The 22,499-nt window shown below is 39.6% G+C and carries 18 protein-coding genes and 2 pseudogenes; 7 read left to right on the top strand and 13 right to left on the bottom strand.

Annotated features, from left to right (window positions below):
* Positions 1-30: 30 nt before the first annotated feature.
* The 5 genes from H4J63_RS14305 to H4J63_RS14285 all read right to left on the bottom strand — a co-directional run bounded on the left by H4J63_RS14305 (position 31) and on the right by H4J63_RS14285 (position 2,667).
* Positions 31-534 (bottom strand): DUF962 domain-containing protein, encoded by a 504-nt coding sequence (locus H4J63_RS14305; protein ID WP_182197218.1) that lies wholly within the window; start codon positions 532-534, stop codon positions 31-33.
* 84 nt (positions 535-618) lie between these two features.
* On the bottom strand, positions 619-1,026 hold the full coding sequence (locus tag H4J63_RS14300) for a hypothetical protein (RefSeq protein WP_182197217.1): 408 nt from the start codon (positions 1,024-1,026) through the stop codon (positions 619-621).
* A 71-nt stretch (positions 1,027-1,097) separates the two neighbouring features.
* Complete coding sequence (locus tag H4J63_RS14295) at positions 1,098-1,772, bottom strand: Crp/Fnr family transcriptional regulator (protein ID WP_182197216.1); 675 nt, start codon at positions 1,770-1,772, stop codon at positions 1,098-1,100.
* A 3-nt stretch (positions 1,773-1,775) separates the two neighbouring features.
* The gene (locus H4J63_RS14290) at positions 1,776-2,447 is read right to left on the bottom strand and encodes a hypothetical protein (protein WP_007583329.1); all 672 of its coding nucleotides are present in this window, start codon (positions 2,445-2,447) and stop codon (positions 1,776-1,778) included.
* Positions 2,448-2,511: 64 nt separating this feature from the next.
* Positions 2,512-2,667 carry a hypothetical protein gene (locus tag H4J63_RS14285; RefSeq protein ID WP_259365682.1) on the bottom strand — a complete coding sequence of 52 codons (156 nt, stop codon included), beginning with the start codon at positions 2,665-2,667 and terminating at the stop codon, positions 2,512-2,514.
* Between the two features lie 457 nt (positions 2,668-3,124).
* Here H4J63_RS14285 and H4J63_RS14280 point away from each other — a divergent pair, with 457 nt between their 5' ends.
* From H4J63_RS14280 to H4J63_RS14270, 3 genes are all read left to right on the top strand, one after another.
* A complete protein-coding gene (locus H4J63_RS14280; protein ID WP_182197215.1) occupies positions 3,125-6,091 on the top strand; it encodes a TonB-dependent receptor in 2,967 nt (988 codons plus the stop codon).
* 102 nt (positions 6,092-6,193) lie between these two features.
* Positions 6,194-7,744, top strand: coding sequence for a tryptophan halogenase family protein (locus tag H4J63_RS14275; RefSeq protein ID WP_182197214.1), 1,551 nt, complete (start codon positions 6,194-6,196; stop codon positions 7,742-7,744).
* A complete protein-coding gene (locus H4J63_RS14270) occupies positions 7,737-9,224 on the top strand; it encodes a tryptophan halogenase family protein (protein WP_182197213.1) in 1,488 nt (495 codons plus the stop codon). Before H4J63_RS14275 ends, H4J63_RS14270 begins: the two co-directional genes overlap by 8 nt.
* A gap of 49 nt (positions 9,225-9,273) precedes the next feature.
* On the opposite strand, the gene H4J63_RS14265 is transcribed toward H4J63_RS14270, so the two are convergent.
* Entirely contained in the window at positions 9,274-11,853 is a 2,580-nt protein-coding gene (locus tag H4J63_RS14265) for an exo 1,3/1,4-beta-D-glucan glucohydrolase (protein WP_182197212.1), read from the bottom strand.
* Positions 11,854-12,092: 239 nt separating this feature from the next.
* Between H4J63_RS14265 and H4J63_RS14260 the strand changes: the two genes are divergently transcribed.
* The 3 genes from H4J63_RS14260 (at position 12,093) to H4J63_RS14250 (ending at position 16,058) form a co-directional block, all read left to right on the top strand.
* Positions 12,093-13,421 (top strand): GH1 family beta-glucosidase, encoded by a 1,329-nt coding sequence (locus H4J63_RS14260; protein ID WP_182197211.1) that lies wholly within the window; start codon positions 12,093-12,095, stop codon positions 13,419-13,421.
* Between the two features lie 32 nt (positions 13,422-13,453).
* A complete protein-coding gene (locus H4J63_RS14255; protein ID WP_149604933.1) occupies positions 13,454-14,980 on the top strand; it encodes an MFS transporter in 1,527 nt (508 codons plus the stop codon).
* A gap of 76 nt (positions 14,981-15,056) precedes the next feature.
* Positions 15,057-16,058 carry a LacI family DNA-binding transcriptional regulator gene (locus H4J63_RS14250; RefSeq protein ID WP_002961833.1) on the top strand — a complete coding sequence of 334 codons (1,002 nt, stop codon included), beginning with the start codon at positions 15,057-15,059 and terminating at the stop codon, positions 16,056-16,058.
* An 8-nt stretch (positions 16,059-16,066) separates the two neighbouring features.
* Here H4J63_RS14250 and H4J63_RS14245 read toward each other — a convergent pair.
* Positions 16,067-16,201 (bottom strand): annotated as a pseudogene (locus H4J63_RS14245) (LysR family transcriptional regulator); the annotation flags it as partial.
* 242 nt (positions 16,202-16,443) lie between these two features.
* Between H4J63_RS14245 and H4J63_RS14240 the strand changes: the two are divergent.
* Entirely contained in the window at positions 16,444-17,613 is a 1,170-nt protein-coding gene (locus H4J63_RS14240; protein WP_182197209.1) for an MFS transporter, read from the top strand.
* A 74-nt stretch (positions 17,614-17,687) separates the two neighbouring features.
* Here H4J63_RS14240 and H4J63_RS14235 read toward each other — a convergent pair.
* From H4J63_RS14235 to H4J63_RS14210, 6 genes and pseudogenes are all read right to left on the bottom strand, one after another.
* A pseudogene (locus tag H4J63_RS14235) lies at positions 17,688-18,203 on the bottom strand (M23 family metallopeptidase).
* Between the two features lie 92 nt (positions 18,204-18,295).
* Entirely contained in the window at positions 18,296-18,562 is a 267-nt protein-coding gene (locus H4J63_RS14230; RefSeq protein ID WP_165742813.1) for a YrhK family protein, read from the bottom strand.
* Between the two features lie 151 nt (positions 18,563-18,713).
* Complete coding sequence (locus tag H4J63_RS14225) at positions 18,714-20,051, bottom strand: SPFH domain-containing protein (protein WP_182197208.1); 1,338 nt, start codon at positions 20,049-20,051, stop codon at positions 18,714-18,716.
* Positions 20,044-20,382 (bottom strand): hypothetical protein, encoded by a 339-nt coding sequence (locus H4J63_RS14220; RefSeq protein WP_024595217.1) that lies wholly within the window; start codon positions 20,380-20,382, stop codon positions 20,044-20,046. Before H4J63_RS14220 ends, H4J63_RS14225 begins: the two co-directional genes overlap by 8 nt.
* Before the next feature lie 236 nt (positions 20,383-20,618).
* Positions 20,619-21,200 (bottom strand): hypothetical protein, encoded by a 582-nt coding sequence (locus H4J63_RS14215; RefSeq protein WP_259365680.1) that lies wholly within the window; start codon positions 21,198-21,200, stop codon positions 20,619-20,621.
* A 401-nt stretch (positions 21,201-21,601) separates the two neighbouring features.
* Positions 21,602-22,009: a hypothetical protein gene (locus H4J63_RS14210; protein WP_182197206.1), complete on the bottom strand. Its 408-nt coding sequence runs from the start codon at positions 22,007-22,009 to the stop codon at positions 21,602-21,604.
* Positions 22,010-22,499: the final 490 nt, after the last annotated feature.

Below are 22,499 nucleotides of genomic sequence, written 5' to 3'. Positions count from 1 at the left end.
AGGTTTTATTAAAGTACTTAGTAATGTATTTTACGCTTTTGTAGGGCCTGCTATTGCGTTTATTTCATCTTCTAATGTTTTGTAAAAACCCATTAAAAATAGGAGTTCAACAGTTACGTATAAAGGGCCAATAATTAAACCAATTAGGTCATCTACAAACGCCGGTTTTTTACCTTCGTAATAGTGCCCAATAAACTGTAATACCCAGCCAAATACAAACACACCTAAGCCAATACTCAACCAAGGCCAAAACGCCATTGCCGCTATGGGCTGAGCAGCAATAAGGAGTAAAGTAAATATTACGGCCATAATAAAGCCAAGCGAAAAACTCAGCATAAAATAATAAACAACCGACGCTAATACAAAAAGTTGTGCGCCATCAATTACAAAGCTACCAAGGGGTATTTGAATGCGCGCTAGTAAACACAACGCTGCAAATACAATGAGCGGAATACCAAAAAAGTGCGTTAGTACATTTCGCTTAGAACGATGATACAAACCATATTTACCAAGTTGCTGTTGAAGTGTTTTCATTGTTTTGCCTTTATTTTTATATATAAAACTTACTTTAGCAAAAGTAAGCACAGCAACAATGTCAGGTATCCGACATTCTGTAAATTAAACAAATGCAGAAATTATTTTACCCGGCTCATGCTCACCTTGCATATCCGTTCGCTCGCGCCCTTTTTGATACTCTTGCTCGAGCATTTTTTGAAGCTCATTAATTTTATCAGCAATTGCGTCAGGGTCTGCGCCCTCTCCTTGTAGCTCTTTAGTGAGCTCTTCTATTGTCGCTTTTAGCTCGTCTATTTTGTTTTTGTTTACACCTAAGCGCTGATAAACCAGCGCTTCTTGAGCACTTTCTAAAAACGTTTGATCTTTAGGAGCTGAGGTAATGCTTTTAACATCATTTGTTTTTTCGTTAGGGAGGGTATTAGTTGCCGCAACTTCGCTTAGACCTGCCGCTTTATTTACTGCAGGAGAGTTATAATTACTATATTGATTTTTAAAGGTTATTGTAGTCATTAGCTCAAATCCATTGTTGCGTTACATTATCTGTAGCAATTTTGGTTCCAACTAAATAAAGCAGCCTCTATTTAAGCTTGTGTAGCACGCGCCTGTAACTTTTGTTTATCTAAAACAGTTATGCGTTGATACCCCAAACTAATGGCTTGTAAGCTAACAAGCTGTTGCAGTATTTGATTAATAGTTTGGCGCGTTAGGTAGGTCATATCAGCAAGTTGCTGCTGAGATAAAACAAGCGGTGTTAAGTGCTCTGTATGCTCGCTGAGCATTAAAAGTCGATTGCATACTTTTTGCTCAGCGCTTAGTAATGCGTGATCTTCCATTGAGGTAAACATTAGGCGTAATTTTTGTGCCAACAATAAACCAAACTCTTGCCAATATTGTGGCTGCTTGTTTAATAGCTGTTCAAGCTCGCGTTGGGACACGTAAAAAAGCACAACATCAGTTTGTGCATATACATCATGAGTGCGCAGGCCACCATCAAACAAGGTAACTTCGCCAAACCACAGTGATGAATCAATAAAGCTCAATACGGCTTCTTTGCCTTCGTTACTTACGCCACTAATACGGACCACGCCGCTAAGTACTGCATAAATTCCATCGTGCTTGTCACCTCGCAAAAATAATGATTGCTGAGCTTTTAGCGAGAGCGTTTTGCCCTGCGTTAATAAAAAGCTTTTTAAATAAGCGCTACGGTTTTTAAACCAATGCCCTTGCTCTATAACGTTTTGCTGCTGTGGAGTCATTATTTACTGCATTTGCTTATTAAATGGCTGTTTTTCGATAACCAATTTTTTAGGGAAATTTAAATCGGTTGCTATAACAAAATCATCGTAAGGATCATTACCCGAAAACAGCTCAGTTATTAATGTATCGTTTTTATAAACATTAACGGTTACACCGCTGCCCATACCGCCTGAGTTAATAATATAGTAGTGATATTCGCCGTTACTAAAAAATAAAATACTCTCGCCAATACGCCCTACTTGCCTGTAGTAACTACCAAATGGTGCATCTGGTGTTGCTTCTTTTTCAAGCCCTATGTCATTAACTCTACCAAATCGATAACTAAGTGATGAGTCATCTTTTGCAACGCAAATAGAAAGCACTTTATCGGTAGGCTCTAACTTGTAGGCTGTACTTTCATCTGGGTTACGCACAACTTTATGCATTTTTGCGTTAATGTAGGCCGCTTCATTACTTTTACAATGTGTTGCTAGCATACCGACCACTAAAGCGGGTTCGTTTGTTTGAGCTGCTGGAGGTGTGTTTACTTTGAGATCAGAGGGTAAGTTACTTGCATTACTATTTAGCTGAGGGCTATCTTGCATTGCCATGCTTTGGTCGTCACAACCAAACAGTGCAAACAAGAAGAAAGAATAAAAGCTCGCTAAAAATTTAATGCGCATAATAAAATCCATCTATGAGAGAGCCTTTAAAATAGCGATAAAACTAGCGACCCGCAACACTCTTATGCGCAATACTTTATAAGTTTATTTTTATACCATCTTCTGCAAAAACTACGTTACTTTTTAGTGATTTAATTAACGATTTTTTAAACAACCACTGGTTTTTAATGACCGATTCATAAACTGAGATAGAACCGCCGCTTGATGCGTTTTCATCAATTGCGTTGTACATAATCACTACATCGGCAATTTCGCTAAGTTAGCAAATGTACCTATTTTTTGTTGAGTGACCAACGGCCGATTTATTAATTTTAGCTCGTATTAAAAGCTGATTTAAACACCTTATAAAAGTGTGTAAATAACTAAATTAATCAATAATTGGTTTTCTTATAATAAAATGTTGTTACCGCACTATTTCAAACGGTTTTTTATAACCAATTGTAATTTATAATTTAAATAAAATTAAATCCAAAAAACATACATTTTAAAAACAATTTAGTCTCATTTTATTAAAACAACAGTTGACCCTATTCAAAATATAAACTAGCATTTCTGGAAGCGCTTCCACAAAGCTCAGTTAAATGAACTTTTCTGGAAGCGCTTCCACACATTTGACAATGTTTATAACTACACAATAACAGCCCCATACAAGCTGTTAATAATAATGATAAAAGCGCGAGGGAAACCGAATGTCCAACCATATTGTAAGAAAAACAAAGATAGCGACCAGCCTATCTCTGATTTTAGGCGCATCAATCTCTTTGCCTGTATATGCACAAGAAGCAAATACAGATGTTGAAGTAATCCAAGTTACTGGTTTTAAAAGCAGTATTAAAGAGTCGACTCGTTTAAAACGCGACGCCGCCGGTGTTGTAGATGCAATATCAGCTGAAGATATTGGTAAATTCCCAGATACCAACTTAGCCGAGTCGCTACAGCGTATTACGGGTGTGTCGATTGATCGTTCAAATGGTGAAGGCTCTAAAGTAACGGTTCGTGGTTTTGGCCCCGACTACAATATGGTAACCCTAAACGGGCGTACAATGCCGGCGGCATCTTTGCCTGCAGGCGGTGGTACACCCAGCTCTCGTGCATTTGACTTTGCAAACTTAGCGTCTGATAGCGTTAAATCGGTTGAAGTATATAAAACGGGTAAAGCTAGCATTGCATCAGGTGGTATTGGCGCAACAATTAATATTAATACGGCTCGCCCACTCGACAATCCAGGCTTTGTTTCAAGCATTGGCGTAAAAGCATTACACGACTCAACAAACCGCGTTGGTGATGACATAACACCTGAGCTTTCGGGCTTAATTAGCTGGACCGACAGTGAAGCTAAATTTGGTGCCTCGTTAACTGCAAGCATGCAACAGCGCGATAGCTCATCAACAGGTGCGTTTGTAAATCAATGGAATACATCAGCTTTTGACGGCACAATCCCACAAGCTGCAGACGATATTGTTTTAACTAATGCACCCGCTGTTGGTCAGCTTTATTCAATGCCATCAGATTTACGCTACACCATTGCCGACAGAGAACGTACTCGTACAAACGCGCAATTAACGCTGCAGTACAGCCCAATTGACGATTTAACAGCCACGCTTGATTACACCTATTCTAAGCAAGATTTGTTCGAAGCCCGTGCTGAGCAATCAATATGGATGGATAACTACAAAAGCGCGCTAACATTTGACGACAACACGGTAAAAACCCCTATTTATTACCGAGAAGAACGTCGCGATCAGCAAACACGTGATTTAGGCTTAGCATTTCAAGAGCTAAACCAAGTTAACCAAAACGATTCTATTGGTTTAAACGTTGAGTACTATTTCAACTCAGAATTGAGCTTTATGTTTGATGCGCACAATTCAAAAGCCACTAGCAAACCAGATGCACCTTACGGCAGCTGGGTAAACGCAGGCTTAGGCGCAAACGTAGTTAACGCACAAGAAGTTGATTTTAGCCGCGAACTTCCATCAATGAGTATCGATTTTGATGATTGCCGCCGAGATAACCTAAATTGTAATAACACATTAGATGCCTCTGATGTGGGTACGTCTATTTTAGATTCTAACTTTGCTCGCCAAGAATCTGAAATCACAGAATTTAGAATTCATGGTAAATACGAAATTGAAAACGGCGCAATTGACTTTGGTATAGAGTCTCGCTCTATGGAAAGCCATTCACTGCAATCACTTACACGTAATACAATGGGTAACTGGGGTATAGAAAACCCAGGCGAATTACCTGATGGCTACCTAAACCCAACAAACTTTTTAGCTGAGTTTGACGACTACGATACATCGGGCTCATACAACCAAGGTTATACCGGCAGCGCATCGCAAATTGGTTACTGGGCAGGTGAAGAATACGGCTTTAACTTTGCAGCCGATGGCGCATTTGCAACAAACCGCACCATTGAAGAAGACATAACCGCTGCGTTTGTGCAATTTACTTACAATGGTTACATTGGCGATATGCCATACAACATTGTTATTGGCGCGCGCCAAGAGTCTACCGACATTACCTCAACGGCTAATATCGATTTACCTAACGCAGTAGCGTGGGAAGGTAATAACGACTTTAATGTTCGTTTTGGCTCAGCTAAAGAAGATTTCACGCTTAAATCTAGCTACGATCACTTTTTACCAAGCTTTGACTTTGACATAGAAGTAATTGAAAACGTAAAAGCGCGTTTTTCTTATAGCACTACAATTGCTCGCCCAACTTACGACAACTTAAGTTCAGCAGCGACTGTTGGTGTACCAGGTGCCCCTACTCTTTTAGCGGGTTCTTCACCGGCTACAGCGTCAACGGGTAATCCTGGTTTAGTGCCGCTAGAATCAGATAATATTGATGTATCGGCTGAGTGGTACTTTGCAGAAACTAGTTATGTGTCGGTAGGTTATTACACTAAAGACATTGAAAACTTTATTGGTTTAACACCAATGACGCAAAACTACTACGGATTACGCGATGCAACAGCGGGTCCTCGCGCACAAGCTGCCATTGCTGAGCTAGAATCTCGCGGACTTGCTCTAACCGATTCAAACTTATTTCAAATGGTTGCCGCAACAGAAAATGGCGTTGATTTTGACTCTATGACCTACGAAGAGTTTGAAGCCGCTTACGATGTAATTGCTAACAGCGATGACCCATTACTAGAATTTACAGCGCAAGTACCTACCAACAATAAAAATGCCACCATTGATGGTTTTGAAATTGCCTTTCAGCACTTTTTTGGTGAAAGCGGTTTTGGTGTGCAAGCAAACTACACCACAGTTAATGGCGACATAGACTTTGATGTAAACGCTGACCCTACTACAACACAATTTGCACTAGTGGGTTTAAGCGATACAGCTAACTTTATTGCAATGTACGAAAACGATGATTTTCAAGCACGTATTGCTTACAACTGGCGTGATAAGTTTTTAAATAGCGCAGCTCGATACGTAAACGAGCCAGGCTTTACTGAAGAATATTATCAAATCGACTTTAATGTTGCGTACAACTACAGCGAACAACTATCGTTTTTTGTTGAAGGCCTTAACATTACTGAACAAAACAGCCGCGAACATGGCCGTACGTCAGCACAATTGTGGAACCTACAACAGCTAGGTGCACGTTACAATATTGGTATGCGTTACAACTTCTAAAGGTAATACAAAGTAAAGCCGTTAGTTTTTACTAGCGGCTTTTTTGTATTTAAAACAGTATTAATGCTAGTTTAATTGTTATCAACTTTAGGGTGTTAACTCATGACCAAACCAATAACAAAAATAGTCGTTTTAGGTGGTGGTACTGCCGGCTGGCTAAGCGCAGGCTTATTAGCCGCCGAACACCCGCACCTAAGTGTAACGTTAGTGGAGTCGGCAAACGTGCCTATATTGGGCGTAGGTGAAGGCACATGGCCGTCAATGCGTAATACCTTACAACGCATTGGCATTAAAGAAATTGATTTTATAACCCAGTGCGACGCGTCATTTAAGCAAGGTTCTAAATTTATAAATTGGCGCAACCTCAGCGAGGGAGAAAACTACTACCACCCTTTTATGAATCCACAAGGCTACGAGCACACTAATTTACACGCCAGCTGGCAACGCATTGCACCTGATCAAAAATTTGCCGACGTTGTTAATATGCAAAGCTTTGTATGCCAAGCAGCACTTGCACCAAAACAATTACAAACACCCGAATACGCAGCAGTCACCAACTATGGCTATCATTTAGATGCGGGTAAATTTGCTGAGTTTTTAAAAAATCACTGTGTTAAAAATCTAAACGTTACACATATTACTGACGATGTAACCGAGGTTATTAACGACGAGCATGGCTATATTGCCGCAATAAAAACAAATAATAATGGCGATATAACAGGTGATTTATTTATAGATTGCTCAGGCTCTCGCGCTCGTTTAATTGGTGAGCATTTTAATAGTGAGTTTATAGCGCAAGATCATATTTTATTTAATAACAGCGCTGTTGCGGCGCAAATACCTAATGCACACATCAATCAACCAATCGCCTCTGCTACACTATCTACAGCGCAAAGTAACGGCTGGATTTGGGATATAGCCCTGCCAACACGCAGTGGCACAGGTTATGTATTTAGTAGTAAATATCAAAGTGATGAAAGCGCAACAAATACCCTAAAAAGCTACATAGCTAAAACTACCAGTGAGCAACAAGCTGAGCAACTTACCTACCGTGTATTAAAATTCAGCCCTGGTTACAGGCAAAAATTTTGGATTAAAAACTGTGTTGCTGTAGGTATGTCAGCTGGCTTTTTAGAGCCACTTGAAGCGTCAGCACTTGCTATGGTTGAACTTTCAATTAGCATGATAAGCGAGCAACTACCGCAAAACCGCACACACATAAGCCAACTTGCCATACGATTTAATGAGCGTTTTAGCACTCGTTGGCAACGCGTTATTGAGTTTTTAAAACTTCATTATGTGCTAAGCGAGCGCGACGACACTCCCTATTGGCAAAATATTAGTAGTTTAAATACCGCGCCCGAACGCGTGCAAAACTTACTTAAACTTTGGCAATTTCAGCCCCCTAGCCGCTTTGATTTTATTGAAAACGAAGAAGTGTTTTCATCAAGCAGTTATCAATACGTTTTATATGGCATGGGCTTTAATACACAAACAGTATCTGCACAAAATACATTTAACGACCCACGTGCTGGGGATTACTATTATCAGCAAAATCGCGAAAAAATAGCGCAGTGCTTAAATGGACTGCCAAGTAATCGCGCGCTTTTAAATCATCTTTTATCAAACAATGGGCAGCCACATAATGACTAAAAAAAATGCTGTTAAAAACGTAGTAATTGCTGGAGGCGGCACTGCAGGTTGGATGGCCGCAGCAGCACTTGCTAAACTAGTTGGTAACAATATAAACATAACCCTTGTTGAATCTGACGATATTGGCACTGTAGGTGTTGGTGAAGCAACAATTCCGCCTATTCGTACATTTCATAAATTGCTGGGTATAAACGAGCAAGCATTTATGAAAGCCACTCAAGCAAGCTTTAAATTAGGTATTAGCTTTGAAAACTGGGGCGATGAAAACACGCATTATATTCACTCATTTGGCGCAACGGGCAAAGAATGTTGGGCGGGTGAATTTCATCACTTTTGGCTGCAAGGTAAAACTTTAGGAATAAACAACCCATTTGGCGATTACTGCTACGAGCTGCAAGCGGCTAAAGCCGGTAAGTTTGCGTTTAATCAGCAAAACCCTATTAACTATGCCTACCATATGGATGCCACGCGTTACGCACAGTTTTTACGTGGATTTTCAGAGCCATTAGGTGTAAAACGCATTGAAGGTAAAATACAAAAAGTAGTAAAAAACACTAAAACGGGCCATATAGAATCATTGATTTTAAATAATGGCGAGCACATTAACGGCGACTTCTTTATTGATTGCACCGGCTTTAGAGGCTTATTAATAGAGCAAGCATTACATACTGGCTACGAAGACTGGTCGCATTTACTACCGTGTAACAGCGCCATTGCGGTGCAAACAAAATCAACCAGCGATACCGTATTGCCACTTACCCGCTCTATTGCCCATAAAAGCGGTTGGCAATGGCGTATACCACTGCAAAACCGTGTCGGCAACGGATTAGTTTATTGCAGCCAATATATGGATGACGAACAAGCCAAAGCGCTATTATTAAATAACATTGAAGGCGAGGCGCTTACAGAGCCCCGTATAATTAAATTTAAAACAGGGCGCCGCTTAAAAGGCTGGAACAAAAACTGCTTAGCGCTTGGCCTTGCTAGCGGTTTTGTTGAGCCACTTGAGTCCACCAGCATTCACTTAATAATGTCGGGTATTATTCGCTTTATGCGTTTATTTCCGTTTAATGTCATTACCAATCACGCCATTGACGAATACAACAAACAGCTTAAAAGCGAAATTGAAAATATTCGCGACTTTATTGTGCTGCACTACAAAGTAACTAATCGCGATGACAGTGAGTTTTGGCAGCATTGTAATGCCATGGAAGTGCCAAAAACACTTCAGCATAAAATTGATTTGTTTAAACAAACCGGCCGTGTATTTTTAGACGATGGCGACATTTTTAGAGTCGACTCGTGGGTGCAAGTTATGCTTGGTCAGGGTATTGAGCCTAATCAACATCATTTAATAGCCAGCATGATGAGCGATGAAGAACTCACCCGTTTTTTACACGGTATTAAGCAACAAATAGAGCAACGCGTAAGCCAATTACCACCCCACCATGAGTTTTTAAAGCAGTATTGCCCAGCATAAAAAACCCTTATTACTAAGGGTTTTTGGTACACACAACAACTTTTACGTTTTATTCTTCACACTTAACCATGGCACTTTTAGCGCTTTGTGGCTCAAAGCTAATATCTGCAACTGAAACGCTAAGCTCTCCTGCTGTTTTAATAATAAAAGGGCTGGTTATTCTGGCAAAATCAACGCCCTTTTTAGCAAAACAGGTTAAATCTATACTCATGGTTTGCCATGTATTTAAATCAGCATTTTCAAGCTCATTAGTAATATCAAGCTCGCTACCACAACCTTGTTCGCACTTCATTGCAAGGTATGTATGTGAGCTAGGTATTTGGTTTACTTTATAGCTAAAACTAAGGGCCGAATTTGCTTCAATGTAGGCCACTTTGTCTTCGGTAAAGTTACTATTAATCTCGATATAGCTGGGTGCAGTGCCATCAAAATTAAATTGCATCGCATCTTCTTGAATCGCTTTGTCTTCAGTACGATAAGTAATGCCGCCAAGCTTTACACTATTACTTGCTACTTGGTGCTGCTCGCTGTTTGAATTTAAAAACAAACGCCACGGTGTTTTAAAGCTGCCATTAAATATAGATAGCGGCGCAAGGTTACTAATATCAACACCTGAGTCTTCATTTAGATTATTGCTAAGCGTACTTTCATCTTTATACGTTAAGCCAAAGCCATAGGGTAATAATGGTGAGTAATTAGCATCGCCCTTATTTACTGCGGTTTGTAGTGGCGATTTAGGCCACGAGAACGACAATTTACCTTTAAAGTCGTATTGTACCTGCCCACTTGCATCCGCTAATAAAACATCTGCAATGCCTTGTCCTTCAGTGCCAGGAAGCCATGCTGCTACAAATGCATCTGACGCGTTTAGCTCGCTGTTAACCCACATTGGTCTGCCCGATATAAACACCGATACCACTGCAATACCTTGCTGCTTTAATGTTTTTAATATTTTAAGAGAACGTTTATTGTTACGTTCAAACTCAAGGTTGTCTTTATCGCCATGTCCCTCTGCGTATGGTTCTTCACCAAATACAACAATGGCTACATCGGGTTTGGTATTAAATTCACCCGTTGGGCTTAAAATAGCGTTACCGCCAGCAGCCTCTATTTGCGTTTTTAATCCGGCATAAATAGACGTTGCTCCAGGAAAATCTGCATTTTGATTATTAGTTCCCTGCCACGTAATACTCCAACCACCCGATTGCTTGCCTATGTTGTCTGCCGCATCGCCTGCAATCAGTATGTTGCTTGATGGGTTAAGCGGTAATAAATGGTTGTTGTTTTTAAGCAGTACTAGCGACTCTTGTACCGCTTGGCGGGCAATATCGCGATGTGCTGGCGCACCTATTAGTTCTAATTTACCTGAATATTTTCGATTTGCAGGGCTTGGCTTATCAAATAAACCCGCACGTAATTTAACGCGTAAAATACGTGCTACGGCGTCATCTATTCGCGCCATTGTTATTGTGCCCGCTTTTACTTGTTTAATTGTATTTTCATAAAGTGGCTTCCAAGCACCCGTTGGCACCATAAAAATATCAAGCCCCGCATTAACAGCCTGTGGGCAACTTTCATTTGTACAGCCTGCAACTTGTCCGTGTCCGTTCCAATCTCCTACAACAAAGCCATCAAAACCCATTTTTGTTTTTAATACTTCGGTAAGTAAGTATTTGTTGCCGTGATTTTTTTTACCATTCCAGCTATTAAACGATGCCATAACCGACTGACTACCTGCGGTTAAGCCACCTATATAACCTTGCGCATGAATGTTATATAACACCTCTTCGCTATCAATGTTATCGCCTTGATCGTCACCATCTACTGTGCCGCCATCGCCTAAAAAGTGCTTAACGGTACTAATTACGCGTTTGTCACTTAAAAAGTCTTCATCGGCTCTGCCTTGCAATCCGTTTACAATTGCGGCTGAATACTCACGTACAATTGCAGGGTCTTCTGAGTAGCCTTCGTACGTTCTGCCCCATCGGTCGTCGCGCACCACCGCAACAGTCGGTGCAAACACCCAATCTATGCCTGTTGCCATTACCTCTATTGCAGTAGCTGCTGCAATGCGCTCAATTAATGCGGGGTTATTAGCAGCACCTAAACCAATATTGTGCGGAAATAATGTCGCGCCAATCACATTATTATGACCATGTACCGCATCAGTGCCCCACATAGTTGGAATTTTACTGCCATCAATTGAGTCATCAACCGATGCTTGATACATACTCTCAGCAAGTGTTATCCAATCTGCAGGCGTTGCATGCTTATTAGCATTTGGGAACGAGCCACCGCCATTTAAATACGAACCAAAACCGTATTTGCGCATATCTTCAACACTAATATCGCGAATTTCAGGTTGGATCATTTGCGCTACTTTTTGCTCAAGCGTCATTGTTTTTAAATACTGTGCAATTGTATTTTCAATTTCGGGCGTTTTCACTACCTTGCTTTTAAGCGTTGGCCAAAGTGATAAATCACCTTGCTCATGCTCAGCCTTTTTGGCTACGGCGCCTTGGCTATTATTTGCGTTAATCTCTTGTTTATTACACCCACTTAAAACGCACAGTCCTCCTATTAAAATGGGGAGCATGTGTAACCTGTTAGTGTTTAAGCTTTTTTTCATATTTATAGCCCTGTGTTGTGTCAGTGTGATTTTGTGAGCGCCCATTTGTTATTTAAATTTAACTATTGACCTGTTTAACAATAGCCACTAACCTAAATATGGAAGCGCTTCCTCAAAGTTATTAAATACCATACTTAGTGATTAATCAAATTAAATATGGAAGCGCTTCCAATAATGAATTTAATATACGCTCTATACAAAGCAAACTTTACCAAAAAAGAAGCAGAGGTTTTCTCTTAATGAAACAATTATCTTTACCTAGTGGCTCACCACTTTTAGCCAAAAATTTTACTTATGGTGTAGCTACGGCCTCATTTCAAATTGAAGGCGGCGCAGCTGATCGCTTGCCATGTATTTGGGATACCTTTTGCAGTAAAGAAGGCAAAATAGTCGATAATTCAAATGGCGATGTAGCCTGCGAGCACTACACTCGCTGGAAAGAAGATATAAACTTAATTGAATCATTAGGTGTGGACGCTTATAGACTTTCGATTTCGTGGCCGCGCGTAATGACTAAAAGCGGTCACTTAAACCCGACAGGCGTTAAGTTTTATACCGACATTTTAGATGAATTAAAACGTCGTAACATTAAAGCTTTTGTAACGCTGTATCACTGGGATTTACCACAACATATTGAAGATGAAGGCGGTTGGCTAAACCGTAACACCGCTTACGAGTTTGCACATTACACAGATTTAATTACCAAAGCTTTTGGGGAACGTGTGCACTCTTACGCCACCTTAAACGAGCCGTTTTGCAGCTCTTACTTAGGTTACGAAATAGGCGTACATGCACCTGGCATAGTAGGTCGCGAATTTGGTCGTAAAGCCGCGCACCACTTATTACTGGGTCACGGTTTGGCTATGCAAGTACTTGCTAAAAATAGCCCAAATACGCTAAACGGTATTGTACTTAACTTTACGCCTTGTTACTCCGTTACCCAAAGTGAAGACGATTTAAAAGCTACTGCATTTGCTGATGACTATATAAACCAATGGTACATGCAGCCTGTAATGCAAGGTAAATACCCTGATATTATTAAGCAATTACCTAAAGCCCACCGCCCAGATATTTTAGATGGCGACATGGAAATAATTGCTCAACCGCTAGATTACCTAGGGGTTAACTTTTATACCCGCATGCATTATCAAGCAAGCGAAACCGACTTTTACCATGAGCTGCCACATAAAGCGCCAATGACCGATATAGGCTGGGAAATTTATCCTAAAGCGCTTACAGAATTACTTGTATCGTTAAACGAAAAGTACACCCTACCGCCTATTTATATTACCGAAAATGGCGCAGCCATGGCTGACGAATTTAAAGACGGTGAAATCAAAGATAACGACCGTATTGAATATTACCACGAGCATTTAAATGCCCTACATAACGCAACCGAGCAAGGCGTTAAAGTAGATGGTTACTTTGCGTGGAGCCTAATGGATAACTTTGAATGGGCAGAAGGATATTTAAAGCGCTTTGGAATAATACACGTAGACTACAACACACAAAAACGAACTGTTAAAGCCAGCGGTAAAGCGTACAGTAACCTAATAACTAGCCGATAATTTTTCGGCTTATAACAATAAGAACACACACATTGAACAAACTCCCTTTATACGAAAAAGTCGGTTACGCCATGGGCGATGCCGGCGCTAACTTAGTATGGCGCGGCGCACTTGCTTATTTAGCGGTGTTTTACACCGATACATTTGGCATATCGGCAGCCGCCGCTGCCATGTTATTTTTGGTTGTAAGGCTATCAGATGGCGTAACCGACATTATTATGGGTATGATTGCCGACAGAACGCAGTCGCGCTTTGGTAAATTTCGCCCATGGATACTCTACTCGGCACCATTTTTGGGCTTGTTTATGGTGTTGTGTTTTACTACACCCGACTTTAGCACCACCAACAAACTTATTTATGCCTACGTAACCTACATAGGTTTAACGCTTGCTTACACCGTAAGTAATGTGCCCTACTCGGCACTTATGGGCGTAATGACACCAGACGATACAGAGCGCACAAAGCTCTCTGGTTTTAGGTTTGCAGGTGCGTTTACTGGTGGCTTATTGGTTATGGGTTTTTTACCTGAGCTAGTGGCATTTTTTGGTGGCGGCGACAATGCCAAAGGCTATCAGCTTACTATGTACTTATTTGCCAGCTTACTTATTATTTTAATGATTATAACGTTTGCGACCACCAAAGAGCGTGTAACACCGCACGCCTCAAATGAAGGGAATTTAAAATCAGAGTTGTTTGATTTAACCAAAAGCCTGCCATTTATAATCCTACCTTTGCTTGCTACCACCCTGTTTTTTTATTACCGCGATTTATACAGCGGCGTATTTTTTGCCCTTGTTATGGCTGCAATGACATTCGTTATTAAAAAATTACTCAATAAAGATAAGCAAAGCTTAACGGGCTCACAACGCGACATGGTTGATCTTCTGACCAACAAACCTTGGCTGGTATTACTCGGCATTGGTTTTTTAACCATGATGTTTAATGGCATAAAATACGGTGTAATTGCGTACTACTTTAAGTACCACGTAGCCAATGAACTCATGGCTGGGCAATACTTTATTGCTTTGTTGGTTGTATCTATATTTGGCGCACTTGCCACAGGTAAACTGGCCGAAATTATGGGTAAACGAAACCTTTTTATTGCTTCATTAATGCTAAGCGGCATACTCACTACTGCATTTTACTGGGTACCTAGTGATAACCTTATTGCTGTATTTACCTTTGGTTGCGCTGCTGAATTTTTTGCCGCGATGATGCCAACATTATTTTTTAGTATGCTTGGTGATTCAGCCGATTATTCAGAGTGGAAAAACAAACGCCGCGCTACAGGCTTAATTTATTCTGCGGGTACATTTGTGCAAAAAACCGGTGGTGGTTTTGCAGGTGCATTAGTGTTGGTGGTACTTGCAGGCTACGGCTATAACGGTATGGATGAGCTAACAATCACACAAGCCCTACCTGGTATGCAGTTACTTATGAGCTGGATACCCGCCGCATTTGCTTTTTTAGGCGCCGCATTGATGCTTATTTATCCGCTAACCTCAGCGATGACGCAAAAAATAACAGAAGACTTAGCAATTAGACGCAGTAATGTGTAAATTAACTTTTAATGACCCTTCGCACTTTATATTTTTTATAAAGTGCGAGTAAAAATACATATAAGCTAGGACATCAATGGCGACAATTTATCAAGTATCAGAAATGGCAGGTGTGTCTTTATCAACTGTTTCAAGGGTGCTTAACGACAACGACTACGTAAGCAAAAAAACTAAAAAAAAGGTATTAGAAGCAATGAAAGAGCTAGGCTATCAGCCAAGTTCTATTGCTCGCTCTTTGGCGTCTAGCACTACAAACAGCGTCGGTATTTTAGTTTCTGAGTTGGATGGTCCGTTTTTTGGTCAGATGATGTCAGCCATTGAAGAGCATCTTCGTATTGCGGGTAAACACGTTATTATTACCCCTGGGCACAGTGACGAGAAAAAAGAAAAAAGCGGCTTTGAGTTTTTAATAGGCCGTAATTGCGACGCTATTATTGCCCACGTAGAAGCGGTATCAAACGAGTATCTAATTGAGTTAAGTAAAGGCAAAACCCCTATTTACTTAATGAGCCGCTACGTTAAAGAAATTGAAGAAAACTGCATTAGCCTCGACAACGTAATGGGCGGCTACTTAGCCACTAAAGCTATGATCAACAAAGGTCATAAAAACATTGCGTACATAGCAGGCCCGCAGTTTAAAGAAGACGCGTCAAATCGTTTAAAAGGCCACAAAAAAGCCCTAGCAGAATACAATCTAACCTTTGACGAAAACCTATTTTACATAGGCGACTTTAAAGAAACCGGCGGCAGCGATGGTTTAAGGCATTTTATTCAAAATAAAGCGCAAATAACCGCCCTTGTATGCGCCAATGACGAAATGGCATCGGGTGCTATGAAATACGCCCGCGAACACGGTTTTAACCTGCCAAAAGATTTAGCCATTATTGGGTTCGATAACGTAATTTTTACCAATTATCTCTACCCAACACTGACTACAATAGATAACCCAGTTCCCGAAATGGGCCGAGCTGCGGCTAACTTAGTGCTTAAAGACATTTACAAAAAAAGCGGCATAACAGTAAAGCACGTGTTTCAGCCAAAGCTTATTTTAAGAGACTCAACACCGGATATTAATTAACTTTAAATCTAGTTTAAATCTAAGTTATGTAATTCATTACGCACCCACTGCGTATCTAAATATTGCTCTACGTGCTGCTGCGCAAACTTTAAAAAGTGACGTGCAGCATGCGATATGTGCCTGTCTGCTTGCATTACAAAAAACCTATTCAGACATAAATGCTCACAAATATAAAACAATATCTCCATAAAAACACTACAATAAAAAGCATAATAGATCCGATAATTTACCAAAAAGATCGTTTTAAAGTTTATTTATATTGTTTAATAAAATATCACTTTACTTATTTTTAATTTGGCTCTAAATTCGCGCAAATTTTATTATTAAAGTAACCTCTCAAACTTTAAAACAGTGGTTATTTACCTTGATGAGTCGATAAACACAAATGGCCGAATCAGCCACCACAAGCACCTCTAACAACCCTTTAGCACCCGTTATCGGGCTGTCATTTTTTGCTATTGCATCAGGCTTTTTAATGAGCCTTATTCCGCTGTCGTTACCTGCATTTAAACTTGATGAAAATCTAGCGCCTTGGCTTGCGAGCATTTTTTACTTTGGCTTACTTATTGGCGCCACCACAATAGAGCGCATTGTGGTAAAAATGGGTCATCGCTTCGCCTTTATATTATTTTTAAGCTTGTTAATAGTAAGTGTGCTTGCACAACTTGCGCTACCAAATACCGTTAACTGGTTAATTGCACGATTTGTAGCAGGTGTTGCTGTTGCCGGTGTGTTTGTCGTTGTTGAGTCTTGGTTGTTAATGACCAACACAGCAAAGTCGCGGGCTAAACGTTTGGGTTTATACATGACCTCACTTTATGGGGGCAGCGCGGTTGGTCAACTTGCTATAGGGCCGCTTGGCACCGAAGGTTCAATGCCTTATTTATTTGTAGCCTCGTTATTATTTTTAGCTATTTTGGCCCCTTTATTAATAACTAAAGGTCAGCCCGAAAAACAGCACCTTGAAAAACTACCACTAAAAGAAATAAAAACATTAAGCCACCCAGCTATGCTCGGATGCTTAGCATCGGGCTTATTACTGGGCCCTATTTACGGCTTAATGCCGGTGTATATTTCAGCACAAGCTGATCAAGCTCAGTACACAGGGACACTTATGGCGGTTATTATTTTAGGCGGCATGGTCGTACAGCCGCTTGTGAGTTACTTATCTACTCGGCTTGAAAAAAGCTTATTGATGGGTATGTTTTGTTTAGTAGGCGCAGCCGGTGCTGTGGGTATATTACAAGCAAACACTTTAGCAGGATTAATAGTAAGCTACTTAATACTAGGCGCATGCAGCTTTGCACTTTACCCGATTGCTATAACACTTGCGTGCGACTCATTGCCAATGGCAAAAATAGTCTCAGCAACTGAGGTAATGCTTTTGAGTTACAGTATTGGTTCGGTATTTGGCCCTATGCTTGCTGCAAATTTATCTGATGCACCCAATGGTATTGTGTTTTATTTAGCAGGCTGTTTAATCACTACCTGTATTTATATGTTTATTAAAAGCATTAAAAATATTCGCGCGGGTAAAACACCTGTTGCAGGCTAATTTTTAGCTTAAATACACGCTTGCTTATTAACTAATTCTAGCTGTTAAACATCTTGATTTAACAGCTAAAACTATTATTTAGCAGTGAGTTTTTTATGTGGGCTCAAAAAAACATCTTTTTCCACCCTTGGTTTTGCGCTGTAAAAAGCCACGGCATGGGCACTAACGATAAAATAGAATAATGCACATGAGGCTGTTTTCCTGCGGCATTTCCGGTATCGCCCAGTGAGCCAATTTGACTGTTTATGCTTACTACATCACCTGTACTTACCGAGTAGTTATTTAAATGTGCAAAATAATGCACGCGCCATTTAGGCCCAAGCACCGCAACCACCTTACCACCACGAGTTAACTCACCTGCAAATATAACAATACCGCTTGTTGAGGCAATTACGGGAGTATTTTTTGTGCCAAAAATATCAATTCCTTTGTGCACACCCGACCTACCCCAAGGCTCGTACCAAAACGTGTTATGGTTCCAATCTTTACTTGTGGCACCTTGTACCGGAATCATTATTTTTTTCGGGAATTAGTAAGCCTACTATTAATAAAGTAGCTATTCCAATTGCAATCCACTTAAGTACTTTCACTTTTTCTATCCTTGATATTTAAATAACTTATACTGGTAAATTATTAGCCATAATAACTGAACTCATCATGAGTCGTATTTATGGTGCTTTATTTATGAAGTTTTATTTGAATGAAATACCCGACTAACATGTACTAAGCTGATCAATTTCAAAATAGGTTTTATAAGCAATTGAGCACTGCCCGCTATAAACAGCCATGTGCCACTTTCTATTAGTGAGTCATTTAAAAAGAAAAAACTGCCAATTAAAAACCAAACAGCAATCAAAAAATCGTTAAACGCTCCCAGCGCTTCATATCGTCGCTGGATGGTAATATGCTCTTGTCCTAAATCTAAAATAAACTGATTACTGGGGTCCATAAGTACTGCTCACTCTTTTATTTCATAATTTAAAAAGCTTGTTTTCACAAGCTAAGCCGCACCATACAATAACAAAATTTACGCAATAAAAAACGCTGGCCAATGCGAATCAGCCAACGTTTTATTGTTTGTGCAATACTTAACTAATCGTTTATTTTTTCTCTTTTTCTAAACGCTTTTTAAGACTTAATGCAGCATCGGCGGCTAATAAACGCATGAATTCAGAGCCATTACTTTGCTCGCCTTGGCCTGCGCCTATTACAATTTCAGGCACTAAACGGCTATTACCTAAGCTTGTAAATAAAGCGGTTTGAATTTTAACTTCTGCTTTTAGTGTTTCATCAAATACATACTTTGGATCAAGTGCAGCAGACTTAGCTCTTAAACGAGCCTCAGCTAAAACGTCCATACCTAATGCTTCTAAACGTTGTTGCTTTAGAATCTCTTCTTGCTCTTTTGCAAGCTCCGCTTTTACAGCCACTCGTTGCTGTGCAGAAATAATGGCATTTGCCTTAATCCGTTCAGCATCAATTTGCTCTTTTATTTTTAGCTTTTCAGATTCAGCACGCTGCTTAGCAATTGCTTGTTCACCTAAAGCCACTTCAGTACGCGCTTGTTGCTCTGCTTTTTTAAGGTTTTGACGCGCTAGCGCTTCATCAGCAGCAGCTTGCTTTTGGGCTTCAAGGCGAGCATTTACTTTGCTTTCGTAGTCAATATCAATAATGCTGGCATCTACTACTGTAATACCGTAAGCGCCTAAAATAGGTGCGTTACGCAGTGTATTACCCTCATCATCCATTTTAATATTAATAGTGACACGTTGCTGTTTACTTAAATTACCTAAATCGTCAGATTTATCGCGCTCGCCCGTACTAATAATTTGTTCAGTAACAAAAATACCGTTGGTTAATTGATCAGCAAAATCTTGACTTAATTGACCATTACCACCAGAGTAATGCTGCTCTACCGACATCATACGCGCCGACGCTTTTACATTTTCAGTGGTTGCACGCATTAATAAATTAGATATTAATGTTTCTTGTGAACCAAACTCTTCGTGTATTTTAAGTAAACCACGTAGAGCACCCGATTCAGCTGCAGGTACATTGCCTGGTAATCTAAAACGAGAGACACCTCGTGCGCCACCTGTTGTCGTGTCTAAAAATCGAATCGGAATTAACGGCACAATTGCGCTTGCTGTTGCACCTGCATCGCCCGTAAAGTTAATCGAAATTACTTTTTTATAAGCGGATGTACTACCAAATGCTTTTAAGTAAGGGCCTGCTTGATTTATTACGGTTAAGTTACCTGTAAAAGCCGATTGATGTACTAAACGCTCATCTGCTTCATTCCATGAAACAACTTGCGATGTAAGAGTTGCTATCACGACCAATACAACAATTGATGACACTATAATTACATTACGACGACCAAATCGACTCATAAATGAGTCACTTTTTACTGCTGGGACTGCTTTTTCGCTATCCATTTTTATTACTCTCCATGTTTAATTTCTTTTTAACAAAGTAAATAATTTCCTGTTCACTCAAATGTGCGCAAAAGCTACCAGAGCGATGTAACTCAACAAATGTTGCAAGGATTTCTTCTTTACCTTTAGCTGTTTTATCTTGGTTTTCTTGTGTTTGATTTTTTTCTGTTAGTTGAGTGATTAGTTCATCAACTATCGTGTCTTTATCAAACAGTACGTTGTATTCCTTGGATTTTCTTACCCGACTTTTATGTACGTTGCTGTAAATTACATAAAGTGCAACGCATAAAATAATAACAAGTAAACTTAACCCTATAATATAAAAAATCATAAGCTCTACTTAAATTAGTTTAAATACTTAATGAGCAATAACAATTGTAAGCATCACTTTACAAATGTTAACCCAGTAATTTTACAGTAAACCCGAGTAAAAAACAGATTAAAAATAAAGTTCATCAGGTATACAGTTATAACCGCACATAAAAGTAAGCTTTTTCAAACAAAAAAATGCCAGTCAGTTATTAGCTGACTGGCATTAAACTAATATTTATTAAAGTGCTTTTTACATTATTCGCATTGCACCCAGTCAACACCATTTTCACCGCACTCATGCAGCATTGTTCCATCTTCTCGGCGGGTATCTCTAAACCATTTCCCTTCAATTGTTTTAATAATACGTACGTTGTCTGTGGTTTTGTATTTACGCCAAAAGCTAGCATCAATAGATGTTTCGTCATCAAACTCATAGGGCATAGCAGCGAGTACGGTCACTAAATCTTGAGTTTCTAAGTCAGTAGCTTTGTCTTTAACATTTACCCAATCAGATAATGTCTGAAAGTCGGCATTTTCCTCTCTAAAGGCAAAGTCAGTTTGGTAAAACGATCCTGACTCAGTATAGCTAATGCTAAAACCTCGCTCGAACGGTGTATCTAAATTAGCACTAACGCATTCATCAGCTGTAGGAAAGTTAACCGATGGGCTAGTATTAGCAACGCCATAAAGCACATTGCTTTGCTCAAAACTAACGTTCTCAATGCTAGAGCATCGGTAAGTACGATCGGCGTTAATGTAAACATCGTCTCTAACTGTTAATTTTCCATTTAACGATTCTTCGCCCCAAGGCGTATCTGTTGAATCCAATCGAGACAAAATAACGTCAATTTTGTCGAGTTCGTCTGTATTTTGAAGCTTTACTTGCTCATAAATAAGTTCAGCGCCTGCAAAAATAACTTTATCGCGGTACCATGCATTTTCAAACCCATACTCTGCATCTTTTGCTTTACCACAAACGATAAAAACAAACCTAATAAGTGAATAAATCTAACCTATAGACTTTAGTCTAACACCTGTAAAAATACTTAGTAATTACAATTAGTTAAAATCCATGAAAACAACTAAACAATATATATAAAAATACAGTTTTTTATTTTTTAATAGCAAAATACAAAGTTAATAAACACGAAAAAGCCGATGTTGGGGTTTAATCCAACATCGGCTTTTTTACTCTCGCTATTTTATATTATGCTTTAGTAAGCACTTTATAAAAGACCTTATAGAGATAATTCTTCTTTAGCGCGAGTTAAGTTGTGCGATACCATTGAGCTGTTAGACAATTTTGATGCTTCGTATAAATCAGCAAGTGCAGCTGTATCGTTATGCGCTTTTAAACGTGCAACACCACGGTTGCTTAATGCGAATGACGTAAGTTGGCGTACTTTAAATTTAGGGCCATCTGCGTCTTTTAAAAGTGCGATTGCTTTAGTACAAATTGCTTCAGCCTCAGCGTAGTTTTTTGACTTAACATTCAGTGCGCAGCTATTAAATGATTGCTCAAGTGGCTGTGGCGCTGTTGCAGTTTCAATAACCATTAATTTGTAATCACTTTGATCAGCCATTGCAGCAGCTGAACATGTTAATAGTGAGCTAAGAGCGATAGTTTTGATAAGTGTAAGTTTCATGGTCATATTCCTGATTAGTTAAGCCGTGCTTGTTGCCGACAACTGAACTTTAGAGAATTACCACAACCCCGACAAACGATTAAAACAAACCTAATAAGTGAGAAAAATTAACCTATAGACCTTAGTCTAATACGTTTAAGTTTTTTCTATATATTTAAATAACTTACGAACTAATAATCGTGCCTAAAATCGCTACTTTACGTTTTAAAATGTATATAATTATTTATGCTTATTTTTAGTTGGTTTTATTTTAAACACCTTGCTTTGGCATAGCTGAATAACAATCAAACAAATTTAGTAACTATTCACCAAGACAAATTATTTTCTAAGGATCTTTTTTAGCTATTGACTGATCCTGCCAGCATGCCAAGCTAGAGCTATTACCCTATCGCTCTAGCTTTAATGAATTTAAACAGCATAAATATCACTGAAATAGTTGAGCAAACTAAAACTCAGTTACAAGAAGATAAAACACTCTCGCCAGCGTTGA

This window comes from Pseudoalteromonas sp. 5Ae-yellow (assembly GCF_014077565.1).
Classification (GTDB): domain Bacteria; phylum Pseudomonadota; class Gammaproteobacteria; order Enterobacterales; family Alteromonadaceae; genus Pseudoalteromonas.
This window is presented reverse-complemented; position numbering and strand designations above follow the sequence as displayed.

What these genes read in the sequence shown, in the direction of transcription:
- H4J63_RS14260 (WP_182197211.1), top strand. Translation starts at nt 12,093, where the DNA reads ATGAAACAATTATCTTTACCTAGTGGCTCACCACTTTTAGCCAAAAAT.
- H4J63_RS14210 (WP_182197206.1), bottom strand. Translation starts at nt 22,009, where the DNA reads ATGAAACTTACACTTATCAAAACTATCGCTCTTAGCTCACTATTAACA.
- H4J63_RS14305 (WP_182197218.1), bottom strand. Translation starts at nt 534, where the DNA reads ATGAAAACACTTCAACAGCAACTTGGTAAATATGGTTTGTATCATCGT.
- H4J63_RS14295 (WP_182197216.1), bottom strand. Translation starts at nt 1,772, where the DNA reads ATGACTCCACAGCAGCAAAACGTTATAGAGCAAGGGCATTGGTTTAAA.
- H4J63_RS14230 (WP_165742813.1), bottom strand. Translation starts at nt 18,562, where the DNA reads ATGGACCCCAGTAATCAGTTTATTTTAGATTTAGGACAAGAGCATATT.
- H4J63_RS14225 (WP_182197208.1), bottom strand. Translation starts at nt 20,051, where the DNA reads ATGGATAGCGAAAAAGCAGTCCCAGCAGTAAAAAGTGACTCATTTATG.
- H4J63_RS14285 (WP_259365682.1), bottom strand. Translation starts at nt 2,667, where the DNA reads ATGTACAACGCAATTGATGAAAACGCATCAAGCGGCGGTTCTATCTCA.
- H4J63_RS14275 (WP_182197214.1), top strand. Translation starts at nt 6,194, where the DNA reads ATGACCAAACCAATAACAAAAATAGTCGTTTTAGGTGGTGGTACTGCC.
- H4J63_RS14300 (WP_182197217.1), bottom strand. Translation starts at nt 1,026, where the DNA reads ATGACTACAATAACCTTTAAAAATCAATATAGTAATTATAACTCTCCT.
- H4J63_RS14240 (WP_182197209.1), top strand. Translation starts at nt 16,444, where the DNA reads ATGGCCGAATCAGCCACCACAAGCACCTCTAACAACCCTTTAGCACCC.
- H4J63_RS14280 (WP_182197215.1), top strand. Translation starts at nt 3,125, where the DNA reads ATGTCCAACCATATTGTAAGAAAAACAAAGATAGCGACCAGCCTATCT.
- H4J63_RS14250 (WP_002961833.1), top strand. Translation starts at nt 15,057, where the DNA reads ATGGCGACAATTTATCAAGTATCAGAAATGGCAGGTGTGTCTTTATCA.
- H4J63_RS14265 (WP_182197212.1), bottom strand. Translation starts at nt 11,853, where the DNA reads ATGAAAAAAAGCTTAAACACTAACAGGTTACACATGCTCCCCATTTTA.
- H4J63_RS14270 (WP_182197213.1), top strand. Translation starts at nt 7,737, where the DNA reads ATGACTAAAAAAAATGCTGTTAAAAACGTAGTAATTGCTGGAGGCGGC.
- H4J63_RS14290 (WP_007583329.1), bottom strand. Translation starts at nt 2,447, where the DNA reads ATGGATTTTATTATGCGCATTAAATTTTTAGCGAGCTTTTATTCTTTC.
- H4J63_RS14220 (WP_024595217.1), bottom strand. Translation starts at nt 20,382, where the DNA reads ATGATTTTTTATATTATAGGGTTAAGTTTACTTGTTATTATTTTATGC.